Origin of the sequence: Leptospira licerasiae serovar Varillal str. VAR 010 (assembly GCF_000244755.1) — a bacterium.
Lineage (GTDB): Bacteria > Spirochaetota > Leptospiria > Leptospirales > Leptospiraceae > Leptospira_B > Leptospira_B licerasiae.
In genome coordinates this window covers 438,761-451,965 of record NZ_AHOO02000013.1, presented here as the reverse complement: position 1 = coordinate 451,965, position 13,205 = coordinate 438,761, and the positions used below count along the sequence as shown (strand labels likewise).

Below are 13,205 nucleotides of genomic sequence, written 5' to 3'. Positions count from 1 at the left end.
TCTCTTATACGTTGCGGTTATTTAACTCAATTTATTAAACTATATTTCAGTTTCCCTCCGGAAACAATTCCCTACATGATGGGATCCCTCCGGACTGCTCCATTTCCGAACAAGGAGTCTTGAGAAGATCGTCCATACAACGTTTTATTTTTCCGATCTGCTGGTCCGTGACTTTTTCGTAGTCATCAGGAAGAATGGACTGATTACTTTGTTCCGCCATACATTGGTCCAGGGAGGAAAACCCGGATCTGGCTGCATTCTGTTCTCCGGAAGGGAGTGATTCCAGATATTGAGCGGAACATTCTAAATTCTTTTTACATAACTCTTTAATATAATTTTGGCTAAGTTCCTTCACTTCCTCTTTGGACAAGGAAGGGCCTTTTCTGCATGAAAGTATCAGAATCGAAAATACTAATATAGAAATAAATTTCATTTGGGTCATAGAAAGCATAAGATAGGATTATACAGAATAGACGGACAATTCTACTATTCTGCAAGCCGTTCTTTTTTAATTATTTCATTTTTGTGAGGATTAGACGATTTCCTTTTCCGGATTGGTCTATATAAAAATGGTCTGTCAGCTTGCGAACCAGATAGAGTCCGATACCTTCTTCTCTATAATCTCCCGGATCGTATCCTCTGATCTCGGAAATATTTTTTTGGACTCCGAAATCGCGGATACGGACTTCCATACGATTTTCAAGGACAGTGACTTCTATAAAAATAGGATAATTCGTCTTTCCAAGATACGCGTGTTTGATCACGTTCAAAAGACATTCCCCGACTGCCAATTTTAGGTCGGCGGCGTCATAAAGGGAAAATCCAGACTCTCTCGCTAGGTTATAAACGAAGTTCCGCGCTACTGTCACGTAACGCGGATGAGAAGGAACTTGTATCCGAAACTGATTCGAATAGTCGTTTTTTTTGATCTCGGCCAAAATTAGGTCCGGGGAGAATTATCCTCTAGGATGGAATTTCTTATGAACTTCCTTTAGAGTTTTATTCGCCATATGAGTGTAGATCTGAGTGGTTGAAATATCGATATGTCCCAAAAGTTCCTGAACCGATTTTAGATCCGCGTGATTTTCCAACAAGTGAGTCGCGAAAGAGTGTCTCAGAGTGTGAGGAGTCACTTTTTTCTTGATACTTGTTCTTTTGATATAATGGTTCAGAAGTCTCCAAACGGATTTTCTATTGATGAAAGATCCTTTTTTAGAAACAAAAAGATAATCACAATTTCTGTTTTTCAGAATATAAGGCCTGCTTTGTTTTAAATAACGGTTCAGAATGTCCAAAGATTTCTCACCGAATGGAACTAGTCTTTGGCGCCCACCCTTACCTTCTACAGTTAGGGTCATTCCGGCCATATCCATGTCCGTCAGTCTTAAATTACAAGCTTCCGAGATACGAAGACCGGAGGAATACAGAAGTTCGAAAATACATTTGTCCCTGAGTTCGTAGAGATTATCCTCTTTGATCACATTGAACAATTCCTCGATCTCTTCCTGAGTTAGATAATCCGGAATGGATCTCATCACTTCCGGAGTTTCAATTTTCTCCGTCGGATTCGAATCCAGCTTCTTTTCGTCTTTTAAAAATTTATAAAATTGGCGGATGGCAACCACTTCGCGAGCGATCGTCTTTGCGGAAATTTTACGATTCCTTTCTTCGTTCAAAAAACGAACTATGTCGTTCGCTTGGACTTCTAAGAAGTCGAGATGTTCTTTTTCGAGGAAGTTCTTAAACTTGTTCAGATCGTATCCGTACGAGTAAATGGAATTGTCGCTCAGACCCTTCTCAACCGAGAGGTATTCTTGAAAATTTTGGAGTAGATTCTTATGAGAAGATGTCACTTTCTTAGTCCCGCTTCCGATTATTACAGTACTAAATCCTTCGGACAAATTCTCCCTCGAGATTGAAACTTTTTTAAGATTGCGGCACGAGGAGGCCCGTAAATTGTACAAATTCGACGGGCTGACATAACAAAAAACCGTCCTTTTCTTATCCCCTAAGGGAAAAAAAACTATGGAAATGAGACAGAAGTTCCGATACGCCATAATTTTGCTTATGTCCCAATTTGCTTTGAATTGCGATTCCTCGGGTGAGTTAGCAAGTAAGGCTAGAGAAAAAGAAGCACAAGGCAACACTGCAGAGGCTTTGTATTATTACGATTTGGCACTTAGAGAAAATCCTGAAAATTTTACCGCGAACAAAAATTTAGGAATTCTTTTAGCGGAAAGCGGAGAAGCACCCGGATCCGCCGCTCTTTATCTAGAAAAAGCTCGTTCAAAAGATCCTAAAAATCCGGAAATTCTTCTCTATCTTTTGGAAATTTATTTACTGGCAGGTTCCAGAGACGAAACCGAAACGGTCCTGCGAGGATTTTCGGAAAGTTGGGACAAGGATAGAGAGAGTCTCGCTAAGTTTTTAAGCTCTTGTATTCTAGATTCTAAGAAGAATGTTTCGGAAAGAAAACGTTTTATAGAGAATCGTATCCCTGAATCCAACCCTGCATCGAAGAGATTATTCGAATATTGTGGAAAAAAACTCTACGAGGAAACTTCGGGTAAATGAGATATATTACCCTCTCACGAAAGATCCGCTTTCAGTTTTTTGTATATTCTATTTTTCTTTTTCTACTTTTAGAAGGCCTGCTTAGACTCCCCAATTTTGTTTCCATTCGATTCAGATTGGAAGATAAAAAACTGCATTGCCTACAAACTTCAGTAGATCCGTCTTCCGTTCCTTGGATGAGGCTTTGTCCCAACCAAAGTTTGGATTTGTATCATCCGGATAAAAATATTCGATATCATGTTTCTACGGATTTTAGAGGGGAAAGGTTTACCTCAGAGGTTACCACAAGCTCCGATGAAAACGTCGGTAGGAACTCCTACAGCGGCAATCCACAGGAAGTTTGGATTTTAGGAGATTCTGTTGCTTTAGGATATTTGGTTAACGACCAGGAAAGCCTTCCCTGGGTTTTACAAAATGAACTGATACAAGATAAAAAACATGAACTCGTTCGAAATCTAGGAGTGGACGCTCTCGGAAGTTTCGGTATCCAAGAAAGACTGACCGAAATTCTAAAAAATTCAACTCCGCCCCAGTCTGCGTATTGGATCTATCATATCTCCGATTTTACGGATTCTTATAGAGAAGAAGAATTACAATCTTCTGTGAAAAAAAGAATATTCGTGAGAGTTTCCTATTTTCTTTCTAAATACAGTGCGGTATTCAATGCGTGCAAAATTGTTTATGAGAAATACAAGCCAGAATCTGCGGACAACTTAATCATTCCGTCCAGCGGTTCCGTTTTAGGCCCGGACCATCCGCATAGAAAAGCGGTTGTTTCTTTATTTACATTTGTGAAAGAGAGAAACATCCCTCTTGTTCTAGTCTTTCTTCCGGAACCGAACGAAAAGTATGAGCCTGTAGTGGATTCCGCCTTAGTAAAAGAAGTCAGACAAATCGCAATTGATTCTAAAATCCCGGTGCTGGACCTCCAACAATCGATTTACGATTTTTGGAAAAAAAGCAATCATCAGATTTTTCTTCCGAAAGACGGACATCCGAATCCATTATTATATAATTTCATTGCCCAAGAAATAGCAAAAGATATTCATTAAAATCCCTTCGCGTCTTTGCGCCTCTGCGTGGGCCAAAATGAATCAGATTTAATTCTCACGCAGAGACGCGGAGTCACAGAGAATATTACCAAGCGGCAGTGATGCGCAGACCTTTAGTCCGGGCAAAGCCCGGATGAGCGCGAATGCGCGAAGTCGGAGCAGCACGATCCGAAGCGAAGCGCAGGAGCCGCCCAAATCTTAAAACTGGAAATACAAGAAAGGTGCGCTTACTGTCACACTATATAAAATAAAACATATAGAGATCAGGATAGCTGAGATCCCATAGACCCAGATACGATTCTCGAAAAGTTTTTTAGCCCATGGAGTTTCTTTTTCCATGAGATAATCTCCGAGCATTAGGATAAATACTGTAGAAAGAACGGATAACGGCACCGGCAAAAAATCTCCATCCACACCCGAAAACATTCTACTTACCATTGCCCAACCTACTTGGACACTATTTCCGATACCTTCGACAGGCCGAGCTCGGAAAAAATACATAGAAATCCCAAAGATAGTAAATGGATACGCGACCTTGATTGTGCTCGGGATCTTATCCCAATAGTTTTTAATTCTTTCGAAGGAGAACGCGAATCTTTCGATCACCATTAAACTTGCATGAACGAATCCCCAGACTACAAAATTCCAATCCGCTCCATGCCAGATCCCGCTCACAAACGTTGTAAGAAAAAGATTTAGATAAGTCCTAGAGATACCTTTTTTGTTTCCGCCCAAGAAGATATACACATATTCTTTCAACCAAGAGCTGAATGAAATATGCCAACGTCTCCAGAACTCCGAAACCGTTTGAGAAAGGAATGGTTGCCTGAAGTTGACAGGAATATGGAAGCCCATGATCCTTCCGGTTCCGATAGCTACGTCCGAATATCCGGAAAAGTCGCAATACATTTGGATGATATATAAAGAGCCTGTGACAGCTAACGAGAACCAACCGTAATGAAGAGGGTCCGCAAATACCGGATCGATAACTGCTGCGATCGGATCTGCTACGAAAGTTTTTTTAAAAAGTCCCCATGCGAGCTGTCTGATCCCAGGCAGTAAGTTTTCTTTTTTGAATGTGTACGTGTCCAAAAATTGGTGGAGCATATCCTGAGCGCGAATGATCGGCCCCGCTACCAACTGAGGGAAAAAACTTAAGAACAGTCCGAACTGGAACAAGCTCTCCGCACGTTTTACTTTTTTATGATACACATCGACTGCATATGCGATCGCTTGCAAAGTGAAGAATGAAATCCCCATCGGCAGCAGTATCCCGGAAGGATACGCATAATACGGCTCGCAAGGAACAAGTCCAAGGATCGTATTCCAAACCGAAAAAGAAAAATCCAAATACTTAAAGAAGTAAAGTAAAGCTAGGTTTCCCCAAATCGCTATATTCAGGAAAAATAATTTTCCGAACCTGGATGAAGACTTATCCATCCAAAGAGTGCAAAAATACGTGATCGCGATCGAATAGATCAGTAATAGTATGAACGGGACCCTAAAAACCGCGTAAAAATATAAGCTAGTAACTAATAGCCAAAGTTTTTGGAATCTGGAAGGTACCAGAAAATAAACTAAGATGACTATGGGTGCAAAAAATAAATAATGAAGGGAATTAAAGAGCAAGATCCGTCTCCTTCAATTTGGCCTTGAGAGAATCCGCCGCCCAGATATTCCCTCTTTTGGTAAAATGCCCGTCTTCCGGGATATAATGATCTAAGATCCCGAATTTTTTACCATTTTGATCGAAACCGCACATGGAAGCGGTTTCCTTTTTGAAACGTAAGACTTTTATTCCTCGCTTTTCGAAAAATGCGGAGGCTCGGGTCGCATAGTTTTCCAAAGGATGATACTTTCCGTTATTAAAACAATAGATCTCTTCTATTTGGATAGGAAGGATCACCGGGATCAGTTTAAATCCTTTTTCTTTAGCAAGATTTATCATTTTTTGATAATATTCCTGAGTGAGTTCAGGCAATACAGGAAGAGTTGCGAAAGAAGGAGCAGAATCCACGCAAGTTACGTAAGACGGAACCGGCTCGGGACACATTGCTCCGAATACCGCAGAGGTAGGCGTAATATCCGAATCACAGTTCGGTCTTTTGACCGGTCTAAAAAAAGAAGATTCGAAATAGGAAACTATATTTCCGGAAGGACTACGATTTACACCGGCAGGATTACCTTCATTTATACCGGCGTCACCATCTAAAGCAGAGAGCATACTGCATCTATAAATTCCTGCCGAATCAAACTCTTTACATACCGAAAGTTTGGTAACTGCGAATGTGACTTGGATCTGTTCGTAAGCCAACTTAAGCGCTTGGAGTGTATAAGAAATTCTTGTTAAAATAAATTGTAATTTAAAATTCCGGGCGTAGTTCGGATCTTTTTCTCGGATCGCATCCGTTTGGTCGTCAGGTAATATTCCTTTTTTTGCGAGAGCTTCCGGCATATCGAAATCGTTCGGAGAAATGAAAAATAATACTTCTTTTACGTTGTCCAATTTGGAAGAGATATCTTTGAGTCTATAATAAGAACCTCTGGAACCGTAGGCGTCTACTCCTAGGTTCAAAGCCTGTCTTGATTCTCCCTTCAGTTCGATCCCGTCCAGGAGTTGGCAGAATGTGTCCGAGTCGCCCACTCCAAATCCCATTACCAAACTGTCCCCTAAGCATAGAAGTTTTGGTTTTCCAGGGATGGGCTCTTCTTTTCCTCGGAGGCCGAGAGAATTGATACTGAACTGACCTTCCCATTTTCCGGCAAAATGTCTGATATATTTGGACCCACCAGGCTCCAAGGCCACGTAATAATCCGGATGAAAACTGTGGATGAGTTTGAGATCCCTATAGTATTGGAGAGAAGGACTGCGTAGTAGAACCAAACCGGCTTCGGTTCCGAGAAAGATTAGGATCAAAAAAACTAGGCCGAAAAACGATTTTTTGGCGAAATCCATGAATACTGGATAGCATTTGGATTCCTACCCGGATGACAAGACAATTCATCTAGGAAAGGGACTGTTGGAATTCCGACTCTTTCTTCTCGAAAAAAAAGATCTACTTTACAATTCCTCAGTCTAAAAATAAAATCATTTTAGAATCATTCTAAATCATTAGAGGAAATGAGATGCCCCATAAAGTAGTCATCATTGGATCCGGGCCTGCGGGTCATACAGCAGCAATTTATGCAGCCAGAGCGAATTTGAATCCTGTTATGTACGAAGGATTTATGGCAGGGGGAATCGCCGCAGGCGGCCAGCTCACCACTACCACCGAAGTGGAAAATTTCCCGGGCTTTCCTGAGGGAATAGACGGAACCCAGCTCACTACTTTGTTCCGCGCCCAATCCGAAAAATACGGCACTAAAATTATCACCCAAACTATTACGAAAGTGGACTTTTCCAAAAGGCCTTTCCGTCTTTGGTCCGACGACGAATTGATAGAAGCGGAAACTGTGATCATAGCAACCGGTGCTACTGCAAAAAGGATGTTCATCCCTGGCGAAGATTCTTATTGGCAAAAAGGAATTTCCGCCTGTGCTGTTTGCGACGGTGCGCTTCCAATTTACAGAAACAAAGAATTGGCAGTTGTAGGCGGAGGTGATTCCGCGGTAGAAGAAGCGGCTCACTTAACCAAGTTTGCATCTAAAGTATATCTGATCCACAGAAGAGATTCTTTAAGAGCCTCTAAGATCATGCAGAAAAGAGCGACCACTCATCCTAAGATAGAAATTATCTGGAATACAGCTGTTGAAAGCGCACAAGGAAATGGAAACCAACTCACTTCTCTTGCTGTGAAAGAACTTACTACCGGAAAGACGAAAGAACTTCCTGTTGGGGGATTGTTTTACGCGATCGGCCATAAGCCGAATACTGAAATTTTCGAAGGCCAACTGGATCTGGACGAAACCGGTTATATCAAAACCGTTCCAGGCACGACCCGCACAAGTGTAGAAGGTGTGTTTGCTGCAGGAGATGTTCAGGACAAAACTTATAGACAAGCGATCACCGCTGCGGGCTCCGGATGTATGGCGGCTTTAGAAGCGGAGAGATGGTTAGAATCTCAGGAAGAGTAAAAGACTCGCGCGTGTTGGAGTTCCAACATCGGCATCAGTAAAAGTGCGCCTACGGGCGCTCTATCATCTGGCCTCTTTTTTGAAGAGTATCATAAATATATAATGTAGGAAGGTTCGGCTTCTTTTTGTTTGGGCTGGACTCTTCTTCTCTTTTTACGATCATTACTAGTTTATTTTCCGGAGTGTCTGGCAGGATTTTTTCCAAATAGAATTTTTTGGGAAGAATAGGAACTAGCTCATCGGAGTTCGGATCGTACACGAAAACCTTTTTTGAATCCTTTTGGTTCAGATACCCGTCCTTGTTCGTATCCTCAGGCATTCCTACGATCACGAATTTTTTTCCTGTTTTTAGGCCAAGAAACACATCCTCGGAGATTTCTTGCGTCTCCGAATCGGAACTCGACTTTTCAGGCTCCGCTCCGTAAAAGTAATCCCAGATGTATACACTCTTATTGAATACCTTGCGGTTCCTTCCGGTTTGAAGATCTACAAACACAAGATTTTGAGCATGGTTTAACGTTTTACGGGGACCGAAGTTTTCTCTGTCCCTATTGAGGCCGAGCGGGTAGTATAAGAATTTTCCCCAAACTACGGAAGAATGTTCCACTAGATCGTCATCCGGCTCCACATATACAGTCTGAATGCTGTTAGACGGATGTTTTGCAAGCTCGATCCCTCTGTCGTATACGAACCAACTTTTTAGCAGGGTAAAAATGATCAGGATAACGATGATCCCGATTACCAAATATACGGAGAGACGCAACTTTTCCATAGAACGGATCTAAACAATCCGTTCTTATACCTTAGGGGTCAATCTTCTTTCTTTCCAAAACTCCGGTTCTAGTCGGAACTAATAATGCAGACGAGATCTCTCCGGTGTCTTCTCTTAACACCGTAAGCGGATTATAAGTATCCACTATGATCTTTCCATCTACTAGGAAATTGTATTGGTATTCTCCCGGTTTCAATTTTTTGACTACTCGAAAAGTTCCATTCCTTTCTTTGATCAAAAAGTCGGATTCAGGATCCCAATGGTTAAAATCTCCAATGAGACTTACCGACTCCGCTTGCGGTTGATAAATCCTGAATTCAACCGTTCTAAATTCTTTTTCTTCGTAAGGAGAATCTTCTAGGACCCTGGTGCTTGTCTGTTTGTTAGGTCCGCCTTCTCTGAATGCGATCCTAGAAACTAGAGAACCTTCCCCATCTTCTACAGTGTCTGGGTTTTCTGGATCATGTGTGAATATACCGTCTACCTTGAACTTGTATTCATAAGCTGGTTTCGCTTCGTAGAGTTGGTCTCCGTGAATATCCACTACTCCGTAAAAAATTCCCTTATCGTTCTTCTGTAAGGAAACACATTGCCAGTGATTGAATTCTCCGCAAACGCTTACCTCGTCGTTTGCAAGTCCTTCGTAACTGAACAATACTCCGCGGTTCAATAATTTTCCGGTCTTTAAGGCAGAGAATGTATCCACGAATCGGATAAATCTAGGCGGTACCGCCTTTCTCAAATTCTCCAATTGCCAGAAATAATAAATTTTTTCCTCGGGAAGGGCTTCTTCTCCTTCCTCATAATCCACGGATCGGAAGGCTCCGATCCAATCTTCCGCGTCTTCCGCAGCAAGTGCGAAGGTCAATATCAAGGTAAGTAAGGCAATCGCCTTGGCTTTATGCACCATAAACCGATTGTCGTAGGTTTTCCCGGAAACCCTAAGCGTATTTCCGGGGCTTGTCCTAGATCCGACATAAGGAAAAAATCTTTGCTCTTTCAAAGACCAGCCGATACTATTGGAAGGACTTTATGGCTGATTATTCAGAACAGGAACTGGATCAGATCCGCTCCATCTTGGATCCGTTGAACAAGAATCCGGAATCCTCCGAAGATTTGAATCCTATGCTTTCCACTTTCCGTGAAAAGATGGGATACGGCGTTCCTATATCAATCGGAGACGACGATGAGGACCAATCGGAAGAAGGATCCGAAGAAAGTTTCGATCTTGGCGACGAAGAAGAAGCCGAGCCTACTCAAAAGCCAAAGCCATTATCTTTCTCTGAAGACGATGATATCGATCTAGACGAATTATTAACCGAGCCTTCCCAAGGGGGCGAACCGAGTGCAGATGCGGGAGAAGATCCTTTTGGAGGATTTGACGAAGCTCCTACAGCTGACGATTTCGGCGATTTTGCACCCCCTGAAGCGGAATCGGACCCATTTGAGGACTCAGGCCTGGATGATTTCGGGGCACCGTCCGAGCCGGAAGAACCAAGTGCGGAACTAGAGGATTTCGGAGCTCCTACAAGTGATGAAGATCCATTCGGCGGATTCGATTCCGCTCCTGCACTGGATACCCCTTTTGACACTTCTCCTACCGAAGACTTTGGTTCCACCCCAAGTGCGGATCCATTTGCGGATTCTGATCTGGGAATGGACGACTTCGGTGCTGCGCCTTCCTCAGATTCGGATGACCCGTTCGCCGGTATGGGCGGAGAAGAACCTACAAGCTCAGGTGGAGACGATCCATTTGCGGCATTTGATGCTTCCGGAATGGAAGATACTCCAGGAGACGAATTCGGTTTAGAGGAAGGTGATCCGTTCGGCGCCTCCCCCACTTCCGGCGACTCCGATTTTGGAGATTTAGGCGGTTTCGATTCTGAACCTTCCGATTCTGGAGACTTTGGAGGAGATAATTTTGCCGAAGCTCCTACAGACTCAGATCCTTTTGCGGATTTCGCACCGGTTTCCGGTGGAGATCACGATCCATTCTCGGATCTTTCCGGCGCAACTTCCGTTCCGGAATCGGATCCATTCGCTGATTTTGCGACAGAACCGGCTTCCCAAATGGAGATGGAATCTGTTCCGGAATCTTCCGATTTCACCAGCTTCTCTCCCGATCTGGATTCGGACTCAGGAGACGAGGATCTCGGAGCTGCCGCATTTGAAGAAGACCTACGTTCTTTAGGCGGAGAAGATAAGGACGAGATAGATAAATCCCTTACCGACGAAGAACTTGCGATCATCCAAAGGGAAATCCTTCGTTATCCTCCACTTTTACGCAGAACGGTCATAGAGTCCATTGTCCAAGACCGTCTTTCTAAAAAGGCTCAGAGAGATCTATTAGAACTTATTAAAATAGAAAGTACTCCCGAGGATATTGCGGCTTTCTTATCATCCGCATTAGGAGTCACAGTCGCTCTCACTGATAGAAGCGGCGCCTACTCCGCAGATGGTGTTCCGATCATTTCTTCTGACCCGATCTATACGAGAGAAGGTGTATTAGAAAGAAGGAAGAAGATCCGTAGGACATTCTTCGCTGCTGCAGCGGCCCTATTGATCGGATTCGGAAGTTATTTCACTTACAAACATATCATTCTTCCTAGACAGGCCGCTCAAAATTATGAAGCGGGTCTGGAACAGATCCGTGAAATGGGGGCCAAAAGGTTCGCAGGAACTTTAGGTGAGGAAGATAGAAAAAAATACCTGATCAGTATAGAAGATTCTTATGATAAAGGATTCGATATCGATCCTTATAATCTGAAATATATGAACCTGTACGGAGTGGAATATAGCCGAGCAGGAGAATACGAACTTTCCTTCCAAAAATTATTCGGTAAGATAGAGCCGGATCTTGGAATGGGAACATTAGATTCTTGGAATAAAAGGGAACAATCTCCAATGGTTAGATTGGCCCAAGGAGAATCTTGGAACGATAAAAAGCTCAAAACGAATAAGGGTGTAAACCAAGGGATAGAAGGGATCAAATTCCTTTTAGACCAGGAAAAAACCCCTCGAAAAGTATTGATCGCCGGCGCATTCCTTACGATGAGACTGAAAGAAAGGACTCACGATAATAATACCTACAGAAACCTTGGCTGGTTCCATTCACAGATCATGCCTGATTTTGCAGAGCCAACCGAAGGAAAAAAAGGAAGATATAAAAACGACGCGTTAGCTGTTGATTATTATTCCAAAGTATTCACCGACGGAGAAAGTCCTTATGACGAGGATTCGACCGCGGGTATCGCAAAAATATATTATAATAGAAGAGAATTCGGAAAAGCGGCGTCCTTTTACAATCGAATTGTGGAAGCGAATCCTAAAAGTATCCCTGGCCAAGCAGGTTTAGTTTCCACTTATTTGGAAATGTGGAAAGAAAGCGGGGATCCTCAATTCGTCCTGAATCATCACCGTCTGCTTAGGAACAATCTAGACATGGAGTCTGAGCTGCCCTTCTACACTCTCGCAAAGTTAGCATCCTTTTATGCTGCAATCGATCCTGAAGAACTTAGGATAAAATACAATATCAATCCCGTAGACCAAGTTTCCGGAATCGAAATAGAAGAAAGTGCGATCCGACTCTTAGATACCATCTATAGAAAGTCGAAGGAAGACGAAAGGACCGGAGTTGAGATAGAAGGAAAAAATTACGCGGAAGGTTATTATCAAAGAGGAAAGTATTATCTTTCTCAGAAGGAAAATAGCCAAGCGAGAAGGTTCTTCGAAAAAGCGGCCACTTTAGATCCAAAACATTGGTTAGCGGTTCTTGAACTCGCGGAACATTCCATCCGAGTCGGAAATTTTGAAGAAGCAAAAGACCTTTTAAAAGAAGCGGAATCTCGTTACGAAACGAGCGAACGTTGGTTCGGCTCCAAAGACGAAGATGAAACATTATTCGAAGGAAATCCTGCTCGTATCCATTTCGATCTTGGAAAGATCAGATATTTATTGTCCGCTGGACTTTCCGACAAGGATTCCCTGAAAGAATTTCCAGGTCGTAAAATTTATCCTTTCCGTGCTCGTTCTGAATCCGATGGAAAAAGCCTTTCCGTCTTAAAAGAAGAAGAGGAAAAAAGAAATCGTAGAAACGAACTTAGGAATTCCCTCCAAGAATTTGCAAAAGTGGATTCAGAAGAACCTAAATTCGAACTCATTCGCAAATGGAGAAGAGAACTCCCCGCCTCCATGCTGAGAGAAATGAAATTTTTCAAAGGCTGGGTGGAATATATGGACTCGGACTTCGACAAATCTTTGGCTGATTGGACGGGTTTCGAAGATAAGGATGAATATTATAATCCTACACTTCTCATGGCAAAAGGAAATGCATTCTTCTATACAGGCCAGACAAAAACTGCTCTGGGATATTTCCTGAGGGTCAAAGACGATATGGAAGAAAAACTTCCTCAGATGAGTTCTCCTAAAACGGAAGATCCATACCACCAAGAAGTATACCAAACTCTGACTGCAGCTTATAATAATATTGGCGCTTGCTACGAAACTCTTTCTAAAAAAGCGAACGCACAAGAGTCCGAGAATTACACTGCTTTAGCATTGCAGAATTATTGGAAGGCAATTGAAACCGCTCGCAAGATCAATGAGGCAAGCGAAATCGCACTTTCCAACAAAGACCTTTTATTCAAAAAAGAAGCTCTTAAAAGAGAGCCTCTCTTAGAAGACTGGGTTTCGCCTACGCTTGATTCGATTAAGGACTTGGTGCGTAAATAAAG

Annotated in this window: 11 protein-coding genes; 4 read left to right on the top strand and 7 right to left on the bottom strand. The window is 42.6% G+C overall.

Features of this window, described 5'->3' with window-relative positions:
• Positions 1 to 46: 46 nt before the first annotated feature.
• The 3 genes from LEP1GSC185_RS18005 to xerD all read right to left on the bottom strand — a co-directional run bounded on the left by LEP1GSC185_RS18005 (position 47) and on the right by xerD (position 1,853).
• Entirely contained in the window at positions 47 to 451 is a 405-nt protein-coding gene (locus tag LEP1GSC185_RS18005) for an LA_2478/LA_2722/LA_4182 family protein (protein ID WP_008592366.1), read from the bottom strand.
• 61 nt (positions 452 to 512) lie between these two features.
• Positions 513 to 938: an ATP-binding protein gene (locus LEP1GSC185_RS18000; RefSeq protein WP_008592233.1), complete on the bottom strand. Its 426-nt coding sequence runs from the start codon at positions 936 to 938 to the stop codon at positions 513 to 515.
• A gap of 18 nt (positions 939 to 956) precedes the next feature.
• The gene (gene xerD, locus LEP1GSC185_RS17995; RefSeq protein WP_024864084.1) at positions 957 to 1,853 is read right to left on the bottom strand and encodes a site-specific tyrosine recombinase XerD; all 897 of its coding nucleotides are present in this window, start codon (positions 1,851 to 1,853) and stop codon (positions 957 to 959) included.
• Positions 1,854 to 2,025: 172 nt separating this feature from the next.
• Here xerD and LEP1GSC185_RS17990 point away from each other — a divergent pair, with 172 nt between their 5' ends.
• Entirely contained in the window at positions 2,026 to 2,574 is a 549-nt protein-coding gene (locus LEP1GSC185_RS17990; RefSeq protein ID WP_008592917.1) for a tetratricopeptide repeat protein, read from the top strand.
• Positions 2,571 to 3,626, top strand: coding sequence for an LA_2486 family SGNH/GDSL-type esterase (locus tag LEP1GSC185_RS17985; RefSeq protein WP_008592912.1), 1,056 nt, complete (start codon positions 2,571 to 2,573; stop codon positions 3,624 to 3,626). Before LEP1GSC185_RS17990 ends, LEP1GSC185_RS17985 begins: the two co-directional genes overlap by 4 nt.
• A 198-nt stretch (positions 3,627 to 3,824) precedes the next feature.
• On the opposite strand, the gene LEP1GSC185_RS17980 is transcribed toward LEP1GSC185_RS17985, so the two are convergent.
• Both LEP1GSC185_RS17980 and LEP1GSC185_RS17975 read right to left on the bottom strand, forming a co-directional pair.
• Positions 3,825 to 5,255 carry an MBOAT family O-acyltransferase gene (locus LEP1GSC185_RS17980; RefSeq protein WP_008592782.1) on the bottom strand — a complete coding sequence of 477 codons (1,431 nt, stop codon included), beginning with the start codon at positions 5,253 to 5,255 and terminating at the stop codon, positions 3,825 to 3,827.
• Positions 5,245 to 6,582: an LA_2490 family SGNH/GDSL-type esterase gene (locus tag LEP1GSC185_RS17975; RefSeq protein WP_008592693.1), complete on the bottom strand. Its 1,338-nt coding sequence runs from the start codon at positions 6,580 to 6,582 to the stop codon at positions 5,245 to 5,247. The genes LEP1GSC185_RS17980 and LEP1GSC185_RS17975 overlap by 11 nt, the downstream gene beginning before the upstream one ends.
• A 170-nt stretch (positions 6,583 to 6,752) precedes the next feature.
• Between LEP1GSC185_RS17975 and trxB the strand changes: the two genes are divergently transcribed.
• Positions 6,753 to 7,700 (top strand): thioredoxin-disulfide reductase, encoded by a 948-nt coding sequence (gene trxB, locus LEP1GSC185_RS17970; protein WP_008592323.1) that lies wholly within the window; start codon positions 6,753 to 6,755, stop codon positions 7,698 to 7,700.
• A gap of 49 nt (positions 7,701 to 7,749) precedes the next feature.
• Here trxB and LEP1GSC185_RS17965 read toward each other — a convergent pair whose 3' ends face one another.
• The gene (locus LEP1GSC185_RS17965; RefSeq protein ID WP_008592715.1) at positions 7,750 to 8,472 is read right to left on the bottom strand and encodes a hypothetical protein; all 723 of its coding nucleotides are present in this window, start codon (positions 8,470 to 8,472) and stop codon (positions 7,750 to 7,752) included.
• Between the two features lie 31 nt (positions 8,473 to 8,503).
• On the bottom strand, positions 8,504 to 9,382 hold the full coding sequence (locus tag LEP1GSC185_RS17960) for an early set domain-containing protein (protein WP_010515492.1): 879 nt from the start codon (positions 9,380 to 9,382) through the stop codon (positions 8,504 to 8,506).
• A gap of 122 nt (positions 9,383 to 9,504) precedes the next feature.
• Between LEP1GSC185_RS17960 and LEP1GSC185_RS17955 the strand changes: the two genes are divergently transcribed.
• The gene (locus tag LEP1GSC185_RS17955) at positions 9,505 to 13,203 is read left to right on the top strand and encodes a tetratricopeptide repeat protein (protein WP_008592789.1); all 3,699 of its coding nucleotides are present in this window, start codon (positions 9,505 to 9,507) and stop codon (positions 13,201 to 13,203) included.
• The last annotated feature ends 2 nt before the right edge of the window (positions 13,204 to 13,205 follow it).